At 71.9% G+C, this 17,403-nt stretch carries 11 protein-coding genes; 5 read left to right on the plus strand and 6 right to left on the minus strand.

The window, feature by feature from the left end; genetic code table 11:
• Window positions 1–27: 27 nt before the first annotated feature.
• The 3 genes from OG574_RS35375 to OG574_RS35385 form a co-directional block, all read right to left on the minus strand.
• Window positions 28–3,315 (minus strand): ATP-binding protein, encoded by a 3,288-nt coding sequence (locus OG574_RS35375; protein ID WP_326776519.1) that lies wholly within the window; start codon window positions 3,313–3,315, stop codon window positions 28–30.
• A gap of 95 nt (window positions 3,316–3,410) precedes the next feature.
• On the minus strand, window positions 3,411–6,356 hold the full coding sequence (locus OG574_RS35380; protein ID WP_326776520.1) for a VCBS repeat-containing protein: 2,946 nt from the start codon (window positions 6,354–6,356) through the stop codon (window positions 3,411–3,413).
• On the minus strand, window positions 6,356–8,983 hold the full coding sequence (locus tag OG574_RS35385; RefSeq protein ID WP_326776521.1) for a S8 family serine peptidase: 2,628 nt from the start codon (window positions 8,981–8,983) through the stop codon (window positions 6,356–6,358). Before OG574_RS35385 ends, OG574_RS35380 begins: the two co-directional genes overlap by 1 nt.
• A gap of 177 nt (window positions 8,984–9,160) precedes the next feature.
• Between OG574_RS35385 and OG574_RS35390 the strand changes: the two genes are divergently transcribed.
• The 3 genes from OG574_RS35390 to OG574_RS35400 all read left to right on the plus strand — a co-directional run bounded on the left by OG574_RS35390 (window position 9,161) and on the right by OG574_RS35400 (window position 13,181).
• On the plus strand, window positions 9,161–10,549 hold the full coding sequence (locus OG574_RS35390) for an aldehyde dehydrogenase family protein (protein WP_326776522.1): 1,389 nt from the start codon (window positions 9,161–9,163) through the stop codon (window positions 10,547–10,549).
• 14 nt (window positions 10,550–10,563) lie between these two features.
• Entirely contained in the window at window positions 10,564–11,646 is a 1,083-nt protein-coding gene (locus tag OG574_RS35395; RefSeq protein ID WP_326776523.1) for a Zn-dependent alcohol dehydrogenase, read from the plus strand.
• Window positions 11,647–11,852: 206 nt separating this feature from the next.
• Window positions 11,853–13,181 (plus strand): MFS transporter, encoded by a 1,329-nt coding sequence (locus OG574_RS35400; RefSeq protein WP_116502961.1) that lies wholly within the window; start codon window positions 11,853–11,855, stop codon window positions 13,179–13,181.
• On the opposite strand, the gene OG574_RS35405 is transcribed toward OG574_RS35400, so the two are convergent.
• The 3 genes from OG574_RS35405 to OG574_RS35415 form a co-directional block, all read right to left on the minus strand.
• A complete protein-coding gene (locus tag OG574_RS35405) occupies window positions 13,147–14,202 on the minus strand; it encodes an urea transporter (RefSeq protein ID WP_326776524.1) in 1,056 nt (351 codons plus the stop codon). The genes OG574_RS35400 and OG574_RS35405 overlap by 35 nt on opposite strands.
• A 147-nt stretch (window positions 14,203–14,349) precedes the next feature.
• The gene (locus OG574_RS35410; RefSeq protein WP_326776525.1) at window positions 14,350–15,060 is read right to left on the minus strand and encodes an ArsR/SmtB family transcription factor; all 711 of its coding nucleotides are present in this window, start codon (window positions 15,058–15,060) and stop codon (window positions 14,350–14,352) included.
• Between the two features lie 43 nt (window positions 15,061–15,103).
• Complete coding sequence (locus OG574_RS35415; protein ID WP_100598165.1) at window positions 15,104–15,751, minus strand: TetR/AcrR family transcriptional regulator; 648 nt, start codon at window positions 15,749–15,751, stop codon at window positions 15,104–15,106.
• A gap of 79 nt (window positions 15,752–15,830) precedes the next feature.
• Between OG574_RS35415 and OG574_RS35420 the strand changes: the two genes are divergently transcribed.
• Window positions 15,831–16,982 (plus strand): acyl-CoA dehydrogenase family protein, encoded by a 1,152-nt coding sequence (locus tag OG574_RS35420; protein ID WP_326776526.1) that lies wholly within the window; start codon window positions 15,831–15,833, stop codon window positions 16,980–16,982.
• A gap of 114 nt (window positions 16,983–17,096) precedes the next feature.
• The gene (locus OG574_RS35425; RefSeq protein ID WP_100598166.1) at window positions 17,097–17,387 is read left to right on the plus strand and encodes a YiaA/YiaB family inner membrane protein; all 291 of its coding nucleotides are present in this window, start codon (window positions 17,097–17,099) and stop codon (window positions 17,385–17,387) included.
• The last annotated feature ends 16 nt before the right edge of the window (window positions 17,388–17,403 follow it).

Here is a 17,403-nt window from a genome sequence, read left to right on the forward strand (position 1 = left end):
TGACCGGCCCGCACCCGCTGCCCCGCCTTACTCCGCCGCCAGAAGCCGCCGGGCCTCCCCGGCCTGTCGCAGCCCCGCCGGGTAGGGGAGGGCTGCCGCCAGCTCCTCCGCCTCCGCGAGAGCGAGCCGCGCCGCCTCCCCCGTCAGGCACACGGCCAGCAAGACCCGCGCTTCCACCTCCGCCAGCCGTTCCCCGGCACGCTCCGCGCGGAGCGCCTCCGCGGTAGCCGTCCGGCGCGCCGACTCCCGCTCGCCCGAGAGGAGTTCGGCCCACGCCACCAGGGTGGGCGCCTCGTCGCCGGCGAGGAGCGGGCGCACCAGTTCGGGGCGGGTCTCGCGCAGGGCCAGCTCGGCGCGGGCCGTGCGGACCTCGTAGCGGGCCTGGTGGTCGCCCCGTGCGACGGCTTCCCGGTCCGCGCGGTCGAGCAGCGGCAGCGCCTGCCCGCAGGCGTCCGTGCGCATCAGGACCCGGGCCAGCGCGGCGAGCGCGTACGGCAGGCACCAGGCGCCGTCCGACGCGGCACCTGCCACGGCCGCCTCGGCGAGGGTGCGCGCCGCGTCGAACTCCTCCAGGAGCAGTCGGAGTTCGGCCAGGTTCGCCCGCTCGAACACGGCGGCCGTCGGATCCCCGGACTGTTCGGCGAGGTCGAGGGCGCGCTGCCCGAAGGCGACGGCCTCGCGCAGCCGGCCGCCGCGCCGCGCGTTCTCCCGCAGCGTGGACAGGACCCCGCCGAGCAGTGTCGGGTCGCCGTACGCCTCGGCCGGCGCGAGGGCCCGGTCGGCGGCCTCCCTGGCTTCGCCGAACCGGCCCGCGAGGCCGAGGTTGGCGGCCTGCTGGGCGAACGCGCGCGCCACCAGGCCGTGTCCGGCGACGCCCCCGACCTGTCGCGCGGAGCCGAGCGCGGCCCGGGCGGCGGCGTATCCGCGGTCGTAGTGGCCGCTCACGAAGTGGGTGACGGCCCAGGCGATGTGGTGCGTGGCCGTCGGCTCGGGCGCCGTGCGGTCGGTGGGTGGGTGGCCGCGCAGCACGTCGGCGGCGGACGGGTGAGCGCCGGTTTTCACGAGCGTCTCGGCAAGCCGCGCCGCCGCGAGCACCGCGTCGTCGTGCTCGCCGCGCCGCTCGAACTCGCCGAGCGCGAGCCTGAGTACCTCTGCGGCCTGCTTGAAGTGCCCCATTCTGCGCAGCACTTGACTGTGCGCGAGCCGGGCGCGGGCCGCGTCCACGTCGAGGCGAGCCACCAGGTCGCGGTAGTAGCGGTCGGCGGTGTCGTTGGCGTAGAGGGCGGCGGCGCGTTCGGCGGCCCGGCGCAGGTACTCGGCCGCACGGGGGTCGTCGGCGCGGGCGAAGTGGGAGGCGAGCGCGTCGACCGCGTCGGGGCGTCGACGCAGCACGGCCTTCGCGAACGCGGCGTGGAGCTGCCTGCGCCGTACGGCCGTGAGCTGTTCGTAGCAGGTGAGGCGGACCAGCGGATGCCGGAAGGCGAGGCCCGCCTCTGGGCGTCCGGCGACCACGACCTGGCGCTCCTCCACGAGTGCGGCGCCGATGGCCCGTTCCAGGGCGTCGGTCGTGGCTGCGCCGTCGACCGCCGGGCGCAGGCCGTGCGCGGCGACGTCGAGCAGCTCGGACAGGGCGGCCTCGCTCCCGGCGGCGGACAGCGCCTCGACGATCCGCCGCGCGTCCTGGTCGAGGCGGCCGAGCCGCTCCGCCACCAACTCCCGTACGCCGTCCGGTGCTTCGCCCTCGGCGGGCCCGCGGGCCAGCTCCACCGCGAACAGCGGGTTGCCGAGGGACAGCTCCCACACCCGGTGCCCGGCGGCGCCCACGTCACGCGCCACCGCCAGGCACGCCTCCCGGTCGAGCCGCCCCAGCTCCTCGCGCACGGCGAGCCGGTGGCGGGTCAGGGACGCCAGGCCCGCGCGGCGCGGATCGCCGTCCGGCAGTTCTTCCTCACGGCATGTCACCAGGAACCGCAGCCGCACCCCCGTGGCCGCGGCCCGCCGCGCCAGATGGCTGAGCAGCTGGAAGGAGCCCGTGTCGGCGGCGTGCAGATCGTCCAGGACCAGCAGTACCGGGTGGGCGGCGGCCAGTTCACCGAGGAGTGCGGCCGTCGCGCGGAACAGGCGGTCCCGCTCCTCCTCCGGGCTGCGCCCGCCGCGCTCGCCCGCCGACTGCCCGAGCGACGGCAAGAACGCGGCGAGTTCGGGGTGCTCGGCGCCTACCCGCGCCCGTTCCCCCGCGTCCCGTCCGGCGAGCCAGCCGTCGAGCGCCTCGGCGAACGCCCCGTACGGCGTGTGCCCCTCCGCGTCGTGCCCGCCGCCCCACAGCACGGCCGACCCGGCCTCGGCGGCCCGCCGCGCGACCTCGCCGACCAGCCGCGTCTTGCCGACGCCCGCCTCGCCGGTGAGGACCGTGACTGGCGGTCCGTCGGCCGCGAGCAGTCGCCGGAGAACGTTGTCACGGCCACGCAGGGGCGAAGCCGCGGGAGCTCGCAGCGGTGCGGGCAGCGACGGCGCCGACGGCAGCGGCGCGGGCTCCGCCGCGAGCGCCGCCCGGTGCAGCGCCTCCGTCTCGGGTCCGGGGCGCACGCCCAGCTCCGCGTCGAGCGCCTCCCGGCACACGTGGTACTGCCGTACCGCGCGCCGCCGCAGCCCCTGCCGTATGTACGCGTCGATGAGAATCTGGTGGGCCGTCTCCTCGGCGGGGCTCGCCCCGAGGACCTGCTCGGCGACGACCGCCGCTTCCTGCGCCGCGCCGCGCTCGAGATGGGCGGCGGCGAGTCCGAGGAGCAGTTCCTCGCGCAGCCCGGCGAGCCGGTCGCGGCGCGGCTGGGCCCAGGTCGCGTACCGGTCCTCCGGCAGGAGTTCACCGTCGAACTCCCGCAGCGCCGTCTCGAACCGGTCGACGTCCCCGGAGCCGAGGGCGGCGAGCGCCGCCTCCTCCGCGTGGTCCGCGTCGATCCACACCGTCGCCGGGGCGAGCCGCAGCATCGCCCCGTCGGATATGAGGTACGACGACGCGGCGCGTGGCGTGAGTTCGGGTTCCAGGGCGCGGCGCGCGGCGTGCAGGGCCACCCGCAGACTGCCTGTGGCCGCCTGGGCGTCGGCGTCGGGCCAGCAGATGTCCATGGCCTGTTCGCGGTGGAGGCTGTGCCCCGGGGTGACGGCGAGCAGCTTCACCAGAGCGCGGGCGCTGGGCCGGGGCCACCGTTCGGCGAGGGCGGGACCGCCGTCACGAGTCACCCGGAAACCGCCGAAAAGGTGCAGACGCAGCACCGGGGCGGCGACATTCGTCCCGTCTGTCTGTCGCGCGCTCATGAGGGCGTCACTGTAACCGAGCATGCCGAGACCCCCTGGGCGAGGCCCAGGGGGGTCCGTCCGGCCCGCGGCCGGTTCAGGCCAGCGCGACGGGCTCAGGAGAGCCTGTACGTGGTGACCTGGTGAATGCCGTTGTCGGTGAGGTAGTAGCCGCCGCCGAACTCCTCGACAGCGCGGTCCCGTCCCGAGTCGTCGCTGTTGAGTGACAGCACTTCGTCGACACCGTCCCCGTCGAGGTCGCCCGCGAAGAAGTTGCGGGCGCCGATGAGGGAACCGATGGTGCCGACGTTCGGAGCCCAGGAGTCCTCGGAGTCGAGAATGCTCGGGTCCCAGAGGTAGAGACCGCCCTCGACGCCGGCGCCCAGCAGCTCACGCCCGCCGGGGCCGGTCACGAAGCCGCCGCCGTACGACTGCGGCAGGACGAACTGCGTCGTGTCGTCACCGCCCGCCCGGTACCGGCGGAACGACGCCGTGCCGCCCTCGTACAGCACCCCGTCCTTGGCGAAGTAGCTGTTGTGCGTCCACATGCCGCCCGCGAGCCCGGAGTGCAGCACCTCGCCGGTGCGGCCGTCGCGGATCTCGAAGTAGTTCTGCGGGCTGGGTGCGTCGGAGCTGGAGTCCCACTGGATCGGCGCGCTGACGGCCCACAGGTAGATGACCGCGTGCCCGTCGGCGTACGGGATCTCCTTGGAGGCGAAGGTGCCCTCGTTGGGGATGGCCGAGCGGACGCCGCCGACCGCGGTGTCCGGGGCCTTGGGAGCGGCAGACCAACGGGCCTTGCCGTTCTTGGCGTTGAGTGCGACCGCGTTCGTCACGGGCGAGGTCAGCTGGAACGCGTTGAGGGAGGCGTACGACGCGTACACCTGGCCGTCGCCCACCGACGGGTCGGTGAAGCGGACGTCGCCCGCGTCCTTGGGCGCGCTGTACGTCCACAGGGTGTGGCCGTCACCGTAGTAGGCACGCAGCTTGTCGGTCGGGACGAGGATGTCCTGTTCGCCGTCTCCGTTGAGGTCGGCCAGCTTGGCCGAGCGGACGTACTGGCCCTCGCCGGCGGCGATGGTGGCGAGCGTCTTGCCGGTCTTCCCGTTGAGGACGACCGTCGCCGTGTCGGCCGCGACCACGATCTCGGTCCTGCCGTCGCCGTTGACGTCACCGAGCTCGATGTCGTGGACCGCGCCCGGGACGGTGGCCTGCCACAGCTTCTCGGGCTTGCCCCCGTCGACGAGCGACGGACCCGAGTAGGCCCACACGCCGTTCGACGAACCGCCCATGACCAGGTCGGACTTGCCGTCCTTGTTCAGGTCCGCGCTCTTGGCGTAGGCGATGTCGCCCTGCAGCGGCGTGACGTGTTCCGCCTTGCCGTTGCCCAGCTTGAACGTGCGGATGTTCTCCGCCTGGTCGACCACGCGCACGTGCGTGCCCTGGCCGTCGGTGTAGAGGTCCTGGTACATGGGCGCGGCAGCGACGCCCTTCTGCTGCCACGCGACGGTGCCCTTGCCGGAGAACACGGTCAGCGACGCGTAGCGCGAGCCGCCGCGGTTGCCCGCGTCGTCGATCTCGCGATCGTCCTGGGCGGAGGTGACCAGCTTTCCGTCGGCCACCGTCAGACCCCAGATACTGGCCGCGTTCTTGCCGTTGCCGGCGTCCCGCTTGATGGTGTTCGACCACAGCAGCGTGCCCGGGTCGGCGCCGTCGATGACCCGGACGGTGCTGGCGCTGACCCAGAAGTTCTCGTCGAGCGAGGACTCGGCCACCGCGTACTCGTCGCCCGCCCTCGCACCGAGGTCACCGACGGTCAGGGCGGTGGGCACCACGTTCTCCCGGCCGTCCAGCGTGGCGCGGTGACCGGTCTTCAGGTCGTACGCGGCGACCTCGTAGCGCACCGCGTCCGTGGCGTCCGCCTGCTCGATCGCGACGAGCCGCTTGCGGCCGGCGTCCAGGCGCAGCTGACGGCTGTACAGCATGCTGTCGGTCTGCCAGGTGACGGAGCCGTCGGCGGTGTCGAGCACGAGGGTGCGGCCGCGCGCGTCGACCCCGTCGTCCTTGCCGAGGTTCCAGGAGACGGCGACCTTGCCCTTGCCGAGGCCGTGGATGTCGCCCCAGTTCGCGTACCGGGCTTCCTTGGTGTCGTACGTCCAGGTCTTCGCCGGGGTCAGCTTGCCGTCCGCGGACGAGAAGTGGATGCCGGTGATGGTGGCCGTCGCGGCGGCCGGGACCTTCGCGTCGCCGCTCATCCGGGGCGCGTCGGCGATCAGCAGCGTGCCGTCGACGATCTTGACCATGGAGGCGTAGTTGTACAGCTTCGACCAGACCGTGCTGCCGGTCTTCCCGTCGAGGACCGTCACGAACGTGCCGGTGGACAGGTCCGAGCCGGGCGAGGTGAAGGCGCGCGGGTACGGGTTCGTGCCGACCAGCGCCGAGAACACCAGGTCCGGGACGCCGTCGCCGGTCAGGTCGCCGGTCGAGTAGCCGGAGTCCGAGTGGGCCGAGAACGGCGAGACCGCGTTGTAACCCATCAGGATCTGCGCCGGGTACGGCTCGACCCGCCACACCTGGAGCGGCTTGACCTGCCAGTCCGTGAAGAACGAGCTGCTGGTGCGGGCCCACGTCTCGCTGCCGTCGGCGGCGTGGCGCTGCACGTATCCCATGCTGTTGACGGAGAAGTAGTCGCCGTTCTTACCGATCGGCACGGTGGCGCCCATGCCGCGCACGCCTTCCAGCGTGGACTTCGCGGTCATCGTGACTTTGGTGGTCGGATCGACGTCCGTGGACGCGCCGTCCAGCTTCGAGCCGCTGCCGGTGCCGGAGTCCGTCGCGGCGGAGCCGTCGTCCTTCTTCGTGCCGGTGGTGTCCTCGGCCTTGACGTACGGGTCGAGGGTCACGTTGGCGGCCAGCTTCTTCGCCTCGGCGCTGGTCAGCTTCATCGCGGAGCCGCTGCCGCCGTCGTCGGCCAGGGCCTGCGGGGCGGCGGTCAGGCACAGGCCCGCCGCGACCAGGCCGGAGGCGAGCCGCAAGGCCCGCCGCGAGTGGTGGGCTCTCATCACTTGGCTCCCTGCGTGAAGCGGACGGCGGTGCCGTCGGCGATCACGGACTGGTTGTAGGAGTACTGCAGGGCGTCGGTGCCGGACTGGTTCAAGATGCCGACGGTGGCGCCGGCGCCCTTGTCCGCGACGGACTTGTACTGGAGGGTCACGGCGCCGGTGGCCTCGTCGAAGACGACCTCGAAGGTGGCGCGGCCCGAAGTGCCGTTAGCGTAGGCGGCGTTGTTCCACACGATCGCGAACTTGCGGCTGCCCTTGGTGCCGGTGGTGGCCGTCTGCACGGACGACTTCTTGTCGACCGTCAGGTCGTCCCACAGCGGGGCGACCAAGCCCTTCACACTGTTCACGCCGGTCGTCGGCAGGGCGCTGTTGTTGTAGTCACCGACGCGCGAGGACAGGAAGTTGACCAGGCCGTCCGTGGTGACCGAGGCGGAGGAGTACGCGACGCCGTAGTGCTTCACCGAGAAGGGCAGCGCGACGGTGGCCGAGTCCTCGTCACCGGACAGGGCGACCTTGTTGGAGCCCGCGATCCAGGAGTACGTGGCCGGGGCGCAGCTGTTGCCCGAGTTGTCCGTGCGGTTCGGGACCTGGACGTTCTTGGTCAGGTCGGCGGCGCCGACGGTGGCGCTGCCGTTGTAGACGCCGTTGCACAGGACCGGGGCCGCGGGCTTCACCGCCAGGCTGTAGGAGCCCTCGGAGACCTTGGCGAAGGAGTACTTGCCCTGGGCGTTCGAGGTCACGGCGTCCAGCGGCGAGCCGTTCAGCTCGACTCTCGCACCGGCGAGGGCCTTGCCGGTGACGTCGAGGACGGTGCCGGAGACCTGGTGCGAGGGAACCGCGGTCAGCGCGATGTCCTGGGTGAAGGCCTGCTGGGCGGCGAGCGTGACACCGGTCGCCGAGCCGTTCGCGTAGCCGTAGCCGCTGAAGGCGAAGGAGTACGTGCCGGCGGGCAGCGGCAGACGGTACGCGCCGTCCGCGCCGGTGGTGACCGTACGGACCGAGCCGGCGGCTTCGGTGGCCTTCACGGTGATGTTCGGCAGAGCCGCGCCGGTCGCCTTGTCGGTGGCCTTGCCGGTGACGGTGGCCGCGGTGTGCGGGGCCTTGTCGACGGAGGCGAGGATGTCGAGCTTGCCCTCACCCCAGACGTTGTTCATGCCGGCGGTGCCGCCGCAGTGCGTGTCGTCGACGTCGATCGCGCCCTCGTTGAGGAGCTTGCGCGTCTCGTCGATGTTGCCGATCAGCGACGGAGCCGCCGACCACAGCAGCGCGACCGCACCCGCGACGTGCGGCGTCGCCATCGACGTACCACTGATGGTCTTGTACGACGAACCCGGCCACGTGGAGGGGACGTTGACGCCCGGCGCCGAGATGTTCGGCTTCGCCGAGCCGTCGATCGGGGAGGGGCCGAAACCGGAGAAGGAAGCGATCTTGCCGGCTGAGTCGTAGGCGCCGACACCGTAGGACGAGACCTGCGCGCCGGGCGGGTGGGTCGTCGAACAGGTCTTGCCGTCACCGTCGTTGCCGGCCGCGAAGGCCTCGAAGATGCCCGCGGAGTTCCAGGCATCAAGGATGTCCTGGTAGAAGGGGGTGTTGCTGTCCGGGTTGCCCCAGGAGTTGTTGACGATGTTCGGGGCCAGGTCCGGGCGCGGGTTCTGACCGTTGTGGTCGGTCGGCGCGAGGATCCACTGACCGGCGGCGAGCAGGTCGTCGTCGTAGCAGTACTCGGTCCCGCAGCCCTTGGCGGCGATCCACTTCGCGTTCGGTGCGACGCCGATGCCGTTCTTGCCGACCATCGTGCCCATCGTGTGGGTGCCGTGGCCGTTGTTGTCACACGGGGTGCCGTCGGAGGGGCAGTTCCCGGACGGGTCGTAGAAGTTGTAGTCGTGTGTGAAGGTGCCGTCGCCGTTGTTGCCGCGGTACTGCTTCACCAGGTCCGGGTGGTCGTACTGCACACCGGAGTCGACGCTGGCGATGACGATGCCCTCGCCGCGGTCCTCGTACTGCTTCCACACCTGGTCGGCCTTGATGTCGGCGATGCCCCACTCGGGGGTGTCGTCGCCGCTGGCGGACGAGTCGGTCCCCGCCGACGTGGTGCGCGACTTGGTGACCTTCTTGTCGGAGGTCTCGGAGTCGTCGAGCTTGAACTTCTGCTCCTTGACGACCGACGCGACGTCCGAGCGCTTGGCGAGCTCGTTGACGAGGGCCTCGTCACCGGTGACCTGGATCGTGTTGGCGATCCAGTAGTCCTTGTGCCCGACCTTCTCCTTGTCCAGGAAGGAGGTGAGCGACTTCTGGCTGTCCGCGGCGTGCGCGCGCAGCTCCTTGTATGCGGCCTTGGCCTTGGCGGCGTGTGTCTTCTGCTTCTTGGCGCCGGACAGGTCCGCCTGGTCCTTCAGGACGACGAAGAACTTCGCGTCGCCGCCCTTGGCGACGGCGCTGCGCAGCGACGAGTCGATCTTCGCGGTGGCCGCGGCGGACGGGGTGTCGGCTGCGACGGCCGGCATGACGCCGGCGGCCAGAGCGGTCGCGGTGAACGCGGCCACTGCCCATGAATGGGGTCTCCCCTGTTCGAGCGAAGTCGAGAACTTGGGGAAGGATCTGCGCCGGGGCGGTCGGGGCAGGTGCATCGGGGTGCTCCTCCGGGAACGGTACGGGGAGTTCGCACGCTAGGAAGGCGCCGTTACTGAGGAATTACTGGCAGGGTGACGGGCGTCTCTGGCGCCCGAAAACTATCACCGCTAGTTTGGGTCGCAGGACCAGCAGGCAGTACCAGGCGAGTTCAGGCAGTACTCGGGAGGAGAGCCATGAAGGCCCACGACGGGATGTACATCGGCGGCGAGTGGCGGGCCGCCGCGGGCACGGACACGATCGCGGTGGTCGACCCGGCCGACGAGCAGGTCATCGCCCATGTCCCGGCGGGCATCGCCGAGGACGTCGACGCCGCCGTGTTCGCCGCCCACGAGGCGTTCCCCGCCTGGGCCGCGACGCCGCCCGCCGAGCGTGCCTCGAGGATCGCCGCCCTGCGCGACGTCCTCGTCGCCCGCAAGGACGAGATCGCCGAGACCGTCACCGCCGAACTCGGCGCGCCCCTGCAGTTCTCGCAGATGGTGCACGCCGGCGTGCCGATCCTGGTCGCCGGCTCGTACGCCGAACTCGCCGCCTCGTACGCCTTCGAGGAGAAGGTCGGCAACTCCACCGTCTACGCCGAGCCGGTCGGCGTCGTCGGCGCGATCACGCCCTGGAACTACCCGCTCCACCAGATCGTCGCGAAGGTCGCCCCCGCGCTCGCGGCGGGTTGCACCGTCGTGCTCAAGCCCGCCGAGGACACCCCGCTGACCGCCCAGCTCTTCGCCGAGGCCGTCTACGAAGCGGGCATCCCCGCGGGCGTGTTCAACCTCGTCACCGGCCTCGGCACCGTCGCCGGCCAGGCGCTCGCCGCGCACCCGGGCGTCGACCTGGTCTCCTTCACCGGCTCCACCGCCGTCGGCAAACAGATCGGCGCCACCGCGGGCGCGGCCGTCAAGCGCGTCGCCCTCGAACTCGGCGGCAAGTCCGCCAACGTCATCCTGCCGAGCGCCGACCTCGCCAAGGCCGTCGGCGTCGGCATCGCCAACGTCATGGGCAACTCCGGCCAGACGTGCAGCGCCTGGACCCGCATGCTCGTCCACACGTCCCAGTACGACGAGGCCGTCACGCTCGCGGCCGAGGCCGCCGCCAAGTACGGCGACCGCATCGGCCCGCTCGTCAACGCCAAGCAGCACGCGCGCGTGCGGGGCTACATCGAGAAGGGTGTCGCCGAGGGCGCCCGCCTCGTCGCCGGCGGCCCCGAAGCCCCGCGCGAGCGGGGCTACTTCGTCAGCCCGACCGTCTTCGCCGACGTCACCCCCGAGATGACCATCGCCCAGGAGGAGATCTTCGGCCCGGTCGTCTCGATCATCCGTTACGAGGACGAGGACGAGGCCCTGCGCATCGCCAACGGCACCGTGTACGGCCTCGCGGGCGCCGTCTGGGCGGCCGACGACGCCGAGGCGGTCGCGTTCGCGCGCCGCATGGACACCGGCCAGGTCGACATCAACGGCGGCCGCTTCAACCCCCTCGCCCCGTTCGGCGGTTACAAGCAGTCCGGCGTCGGCCGCGAGCTGGGCGCGCACGGCCTGTCCGAGTACCTCCAGACCAAGTCCCTCCAGTTCTAGGAGCTCCGCGCCTCATGGTCCGTGCCGCTGTACTGCCCGCCGTCGGCTCTCCCCTGGAGATCACGGAGATCGACCTGCCCGAGCCCGGCCCCGGCCAGGTCCGGGTCAGGCTCACCGCCGCCGGGGTCTGCCACTCCGACCTGTCCCTGACCAACGGCACGATGCGCGTGCCCGTCCCCGCCGTGCTCGGCCACGAGGGCGCCGGCACCGTCGTCTCCGTCGGCGAGGGCGTCACCCATGTCGCACCCGGCGACGGGGTCGTCCTCAACTGGGCGCCCGCGTGCGGAAAGTGCCACGCCTGCTCGCTCGGCGAGGTGTGGCTGTGCGCCGACGCCCTCACCGGCGCGGGCTCGGTGTACGCCCACCGCTCCGACGACGGCGGCGACCTCCACCCCGGCCTGAACGTCGCCGCGTTCGCCGAGGAGACGGTGGTCGCCGCGAACTGCGTCCTGCGCGCCCCCGAAGGCGTCCCCCTCACCGACGCGGCCCTCCTCGGCTGCGCCGTCCTGACCGGATACGGCGCTGTGCACCACTCGGCGCGGGTCCGCGAGGGCGAGACGGTCGCCGTGTTCGGCGTCGGCGGGGTCGGCCTCGCCACGCTGCAGGCGGCCCGTATCGCCGGCGCCTCGAAGATCATCGCGGTGGACGTCTCCCCGGAGAAGGAGGAGCTGGCCCGCAAGGCCGGCGCCACCGACTACGTCGTGGCCTCCGAGACCACCGCACGCGAGATCCGCGGCCTCACCGGCAAGCAGGGTGTGGACGTCGCGGTCGAGTGCGTGGGCCGCGCCGTGACCATCCGTACCGCGTGGGAGTCCACGCGGCGCGGCGGCCGCACCACGGTCGTCGGTATCGGCGGCAAGGATCAGCAGGTCACCTTCAACGCCCTGGAGCTCTTCCACTTCGGCCGCACGCTCTCGGGCTGCGTCTACGGCAACTCCGACCCGGCGAAGGACCTCCCGGTCCTGGCCGAGCACATCCGCGCGGGCCGCCTCGACCTGAGCGCGCTCGTCACCGAACACATCGCCCTCGACGGGATCCCCGCCGCCTTCGACAACATGGTCGCGGGCAAGGGCGGACGGGCGCTGGTCGTCTTCTAGACCCGGGTGGACCCGTGCCCCACGACCCCGGCCGCCCCCGCGCGGCCGGGGCCACAGGGCTGCCCGCACCCGGCCCGCGCTTTCCCATGCACAGGCAAAAACTGCTGCTGCGCAACCCGTTGACCCGCGTACCGTCTGGTCAGTATGTTCCCGGCACCGCGGCGCCGCGGACCGTCCCCTCCCCGCAGTCACCGGAGTGTGCACGCATGGACACGGCACCATCCGCTCGCCCCGCAGCCACCGCTTCCCCCGAAGCCGAGACCCGCGCCCGAAGGAAGGTCGCCACCGCAGCCGCGCTCGCCTCGGCCGTCGAGTGGTACGACTACTTCGTCTTCGGCATCGCGGCCGCCCTCGTGCTCGGCGACCTCTACTTCCCCTCCGGCAGCTCGTCGGCGGGCGTGCTCGCCGCCTTCGCGACCTTCGCCGTCGGCTTCCTGGCCCGCCCGCTCGGCGGGGTCATCGCCGGCCAGCTCGGCGACAAGCGCGGCCGCAAGCCCATGCTGGTCCTCGCCCTGACCCTGATGGGCCTCGCCACCACGGGCATTGGCCTGCTCCCCACGTACGACACGATCGGCGTGGCCGCGCCGATCCTCCTCGTCGCCCTGCGGGTCGTGCAGGGCCTCGCCGTCGGCGCCCAGTGGGGCGGCGCGATGCTGATGGCCACCGAGTACGCCCCCGAGGGCAAGCGCGGCCTCTACGGCAGCCTCGTCCAACTCGGCGTCCCCATCGGCGTGGTGACCGCCAACACCGTGTTCCTCGTCGCCGGCGCCCTCACCAGCGACAGCGCCTTCACCGCGTGGGGCTGGCGGCTCCCGTTCCTGGTGGGCCTGCTCGTCCTGGCCCTCGCCTGGTACATCCACGCGAAGGTCGAGGAGACCCCCGAGTTCAAGGCCGCGGAAGCGGAACTGGCGAAGGCGGAGGCGGACCGCTCCCGCTCCCCGCTGCGCAGGATCCTGCGCGAGCACCTCGGCACGGTCTTCCTCGCGGGCGGCTCCTTCGCCGTGAACACCGCGACGTTCTACATCATCATCACGGGAGTCCTCGACTACACGACCCGTGAACTCGGCATGGAGCGCGAGGCCGTCCTCACCGTCTCGCTCTGCATCAGCCTCACCCAGCTCGCCCTGATCCCCGCGTCGGCGGCCCTCTCCGACCGCATCGGACGGCTGCGGATCTACGCGCTCGGCGCCGCGGGCCTCGTCGTGTGGGCCGTGCCGATGTTCCTGCTCATCGACACCGGCTCACTGCTCTGGCTGGCCGTGGGCACCTTCGTCACCAGCTGCTTCCTGAGCATCATGTACGGGCCTCAGGCCGCGCTGTTCGCCGAGCTGTTCACCGCCGAGATGCGCTACACGGGAGCCTCGCTCGGCTACCAGATCGCGGCCGTGTTCGGCGGCGGACTCGCGCCGTTCGTGATGGTGCTGCTCCTGGAGGCGACCGGCACGTCGATGGCCGTCTCCGGCTACATCATCGGCCTCGGCGTGATCGCCCTGATCTCCATCAAGGTGCTTGCGGGGCGGGCGGCTGCGCGCTGAGCGTCCCCGCCGCCATCGGCTCCGGCACCGCGGGTGCCGGAGCCGAGGTGCGCAGCCCGGGGAAGGACCGGGCCGCCGCCAGGAAGGCGAATGTCGTCAGGACGAACGGCCAGGTGAACGTGTGCCCGCCCGACGGCGCGAACACCGCCGCCATGGCCGACGTCGCGGCCGTCGCGGTGAACGCGCCCACCGCCGCGTACGCCAGAGTGCGCGGACCCGCCTCCAGGAACACCCCGCACAGGGCCAGCGCCACAAGGATCGCGTTGTAGCCCATGGTCCCGTCCGCGATCTGCGCGGCGGGAGCGCCGAGCGCCCACGCGGAGAGGATCCCGACGAGGCTGCCCACGCCCGCCACGGCGGCGGCCCCGCGGCTCGCGACGAGCAGCGCGGCGAGGATGAGCGCGCCGACGTACCACTGCGGCATGAAGAAGATCTCTGCGAAGCCCGTGAAGAACCCGTGCCACAGATCGGAGAAGCCGAGCGACGTCGGACCGGTCGCCGCGTTCGTGAGGGCCGCGAGGCCGTCGCCGTGGTGCCAGATCCGCTCGAACCCCGGTGCCGCGGTGGTCATCGCGCTCGCGAGGAGGCAGTAGGGGAGCGTCAGCGACGGCAGGTTCCACACACCGAGCAGATTGACGACGGCCGCGGTGGCGACGGTGACGACGACGCAGCCGGCCGCGGCGAGCAGCGCGGTCGACAGATGGTCGGCGCCCAGGAACACCGCGAAACACAGCGCCGTCAGACAGGCGTTGAATCCTTCGAGGCCCGTCGAGACGCGCTCGCGGTCCGCGCCGAGCAGTCGCGAGGTGGCCGTGCCGAGCGCCGTTCCCGCGATCGCGTAGAGCCCGTACTCCCAGCCCGCGGCGAACAGTGCCACGGCGAGGAGCGCACCGGCCGGGACGCTGGACAGAAAGACGACCTGAGCCTGCCCGCGCAGGAGCTGAACGCCGAACTGTCTACAACCCGCTCCCCAATCAAGGGGTGATTTGCCAGGAGTTGGGCCGTACTTGGCCTGCCGCATCCCGTGCCCCCGTGTTACGTCCCTGTTTCACCCAGCAGAACGGAGGCACTTTACCGACATCCCCTGAAGTCCGGAAGAAGGGGTCTATCACGGCAGGAAGCTCCCTCCCGGCCGGCGCAGCGCCGCTGCCCCCATCCCCGGGCGCCGCTAGCGCAGCGCCCCCGCCTCGATCCCCAGCGCGTCGCCGAACGCCCGCTCCCCGGCCGGCGTGACCTTCACGGCCCGCTCCGACCCGATCCGCACGACCCAGCCCGCGTCGAACGCGTGGCTGCACAGGGCCGCGCCCGCCGTCCCCGCGAGATGCGGCCGGCGCTCGGTCCAGTCCAGGCACGCCCGCGCCAGGGGCCGGCGCCCCGACCGGTCGAGACCGATCCCCAACGCGCCGAACAGGTCCACCCCCTGCGGGGTCAGCGCGAACCCCGTATCCGTGCGCAGGTCCCCGCGCCGGACCAGCGCGTCCGTGAGCGCGATGCCGAGGCGGCCCGCGAGATGGTCGTAACAGGTGCGCCCGCGCGCCATCGCGTCCCGCGCGCTCACCGCCCGCAGGGTCTGCGGCCGCTCCCCGCCGTCAGGCGCCGCGTACGCCGCGAGTTCCTCCACGAGCCCGGCCACGCGCGCGTCCGCGAGCCGCACATAGCGGTGGCGCCCCTGCCGCTCCTCGGAGAGGAGGCCGCCCGAGACGAGCTTGCCCAGATGCTCGCTCGCCGTCGACGCCGCGACCCCCGCGTGCCGCGCCAGCTCACCGGCGGTCCACGCCCGCCCGTCGAGGAGGGCGAGCAGACAGGCCGCGCGGGTCTCGTCGGCCATCAGTGCGGCGAGCGCGGCGAGGCGCGGTGCGCCGGGTTCCCTGGACTTCATGGGTCAAGCATGCGCCCGGCACGGTTCGGTGACCGCCGAAACGTCAGTGCAGCGCCGCGACCTGCTCGTACTGCAGCGTGAGCCCGTCGAGGAGCGCCCGCAGGCCCGTCTCGAAGGCCCGCTCGTCGATCAGCTCCTGGCGGTCGGCGAGCAGATGCGCCTGGCCGAGGTGGGGGTAGTCGGCGGGGTCGTACGCCGTCTCGTCGTCGACGAAGCCCCCGGCAAAGGAACCGAGCGCGGAGCCCGTCACGAAGTACCGCATGAGCGCGCCGATCGACGTGGCCTGCGCCGGGGGCCAGCCCGCGTCCACCATCGAGCCGAACACGGCATCGGCGAGCCGGAGCCCCGCGGGCCTGCGCCCAGGCCCCTGGGCGAGCACGGGGACGATGTTGGGGTGCGCGAGCAGAGCCGCCCGGTAGGACACCACCCAGTCGTGCAGGGCCGTGCGCCAGTCGCGCCCGTCCGCTGCGTCGAACATCGACAGGTCGACCTGCGCGCTCACCGAGTCGGCGACCGCCTCAAGGATCTGGTCCTTGGTGCGGAAGTGGTTGTACAGCGAGGGGCCGCTCACGCCCAGCTCGGCGGCGAGCCGCCGCGTGGAGACGGCCGCGAGGCCCTCGGCGTCGACGAGAGAGAGCGCCGCCGTGACGATGCGGTCTCTGCTCAGGAGGGGCTTGCGCGGTCGGGCCATGCGGCACATAGTAGGGCTGTAAACCAAAAACTAGCAGTGCTAATTTAGTGCTCATTCACTCATGCCTGAGGTGTGGTCCATGAATCTGGAGCTCAGCGAGGAGCAGACGGCTGTCCGTCAGCTCGCCAAGGACTTCGTGGCACGCGAGATCACCCCGAACGTCGTCGGCTGGGACCGCGCCGAAGAGGTCGACCGCGGCATCGTCAAGAAGCTCGGCGACGTCGGCTTCCTGGGCCTGACCATCGACGAACAGTACGGCGGCTCGGGCGGCGACCACCTGGCGTACTGCCTGGTCACGGAGGAGCTGGGGCGCGGCGACTCGTCCGTGCGCGGCATCGTCTCCGTCTCGCTGGGCCTGGTCACCAAGACGATCCAGTCCTACGGGACCGAGGAGCAGAAGCGGGAGTGGCTGCCGCGGCTCACGGCCGGCGAGGCCCTCGGCTGCTTCGGGCTCACCGAGCCCGGCACCGGCTCCGACGCCGGCAGCCTCACCACCCGGGCCGTCCGTGACGGCGACGACTACGTGATCAACGGCTCCAAGATGTTCATCACGAACGGCACCTGGGCCGACCTCGTCCTCCTCTTCGCCCGCTCCACCGACGCCCCCGGACACAAGGGCGTCACCGCCTTCCTCGTCCCGACGGACACCCCCGGCCTCACCCGCCGCACCATCCACGGCAAGCTCGGCCTGCGCGGCCAGGCCACCGCCGAGCTGGTCCTCGAGGACGTCCGCGTGCCCGCCTCCGCGATGCTCGGCCCGGAGGGCAAGGGCTTCTCCGTCGCCATGTCGGCGCTCGCCAAGGGACGTATGTCGGTGGCCGCGGGCTGCGTCGGCATCGCGCAGGCCGCGCTGGACGCCGCCGTGGGATACGCGGCGGAGCGCGAGCAGTTCGGCAAGTCCATCGCCTCGTACCAGCTGGTGCAGGAGCTGATCAGCGACATATCCGTCGACGTGGACGCCGCGCGCCTGCTGACCTGGCGCGTCGCCGACCTCATCGACCGCGGCGAGGACTTCGCGACCGCCGCCTCCAAGGCCAAGCTCTTCGCCTCCGAGGCCGCGGTGCGCTGCGCGAACAACGCCCTCCAGGTCTTCGGCGGCTACGGCTACATCGACGAGTACCCGGTCGGCAAACTCCTGCGCGACGCCCGCGTCATGACCCTCTACGAGGGCACCAGCCAGATCCAGAAGCTCATCATCGGCCGCGCGCTCACCGGCGTATCGGCCTTCTGAGACCGGGCTGTCGGGTCAGACTTCCGAGTCCGGCTTCCGAGTCCGGCTTCTGAGTACGTTTCTGAGTACGCGAGCGGATGGGGGTGCGCCCCCGTCCGCTCCATGCTGTCGCCCATGAGTGACACACCGGTCAAGCACAGGACCACCAACGCCTTCTACGGACAGGCCGTCGCCTCCTTCGCGCTCGCGCTCGTGGCGACCGCCGTCGGGATCTACCGCATCGACGCCAGCGGCTGGGTCCGCGGCTTCCTCGCCATCGCCGTCCTCTATCTGACGACCTCCGCGTTCACGCTCGCCAAGGTCATCCGGGACCGTCAGGAGGTCGATCAGGTCGTCAGCCGTATCGACCAGGCCCGCATCGACAAGATCCTCGCCGAGCACGATCCCTTCAAGCCCGCCGCCTGACATACGGAACTAAGCG

The organism is Streptomyces sp. NBC_01445 (assembly GCF_035918235.1).
GTDB lineage: Bacteria > Actinomycetota > Actinomycetes > Streptomycetales > Streptomycetaceae > Streptomyces.

Bases quoted from the DNA above. Each gene is read 5' to 3' on its own strand.
- OG574_RS35425 (WP_100598166.1), top strand. From the start codon at position 17,097: ATGAGTGACACACCGGTCAAGCACAGGACCACCAACGCCTTCTACGGA.
- OG574_RS35380 (WP_326776520.1), bottom strand. From the start codon at position 6,356: ATGAGAGCCCACCACTCGCGGCGGGCCTTGCGGCTCGCCTCCGGCCTG.
- OG574_RS35420 (WP_326776526.1), top strand. From the start codon at position 15,831: ATGAATCTGGAGCTCAGCGAGGAGCAGACGGCTGTCCGTCAGCTCGCC.
- OG574_RS35385 (WP_326776521.1), bottom strand. From the start codon at position 8,983: ATGCACCTGCCCCGACCGCCCCGGCGCAGATCCTTCCCCAAGTTCTCG.
- OG574_RS35395 (WP_326776523.1), top strand. From the start codon at position 10,564: ATGGTCCGTGCCGCTGTACTGCCCGCCGTCGGCTCTCCCCTGGAGATC.
- OG574_RS35415 (WP_100598165.1), bottom strand. From the start codon at position 15,751: ATGGCCCGACCGCGCAAGCCCCTCCTGAGCAGAGACCGCATCGTCACG.
- OG574_RS35400 (WP_116502961.1), top strand. From the start codon at position 11,853: ATGGACACGGCACCATCCGCTCGCCCCGCAGCCACCGCTTCCCCCGAA.
- OG574_RS35410 (WP_326776525.1), bottom strand. From the start codon at position 15,060: ATGAAGTCCAGGGAACCCGGCGCACCGCGCCTCGCCGCGCTCGCCGCA.
- OG574_RS35390 (WP_326776522.1), top strand. From the start codon at position 9,161: ATGAAGGCCCACGACGGGATGTACATCGGCGGCGAGTGGCGGGCCGCC.
- OG574_RS35405 (WP_326776524.1), bottom strand. From the start codon at position 14,202: ATGCGGCAGGCCAAGTACGGCCCAACTCCTGGCAAATCACCCCTTGAT.
- OG574_RS35375 (WP_326776519.1), bottom strand. From the start codon at position 3,315: ATGAGCGCGCGACAGACAGACGGGACGAATGTCGCCGCCCCGGTGCTG.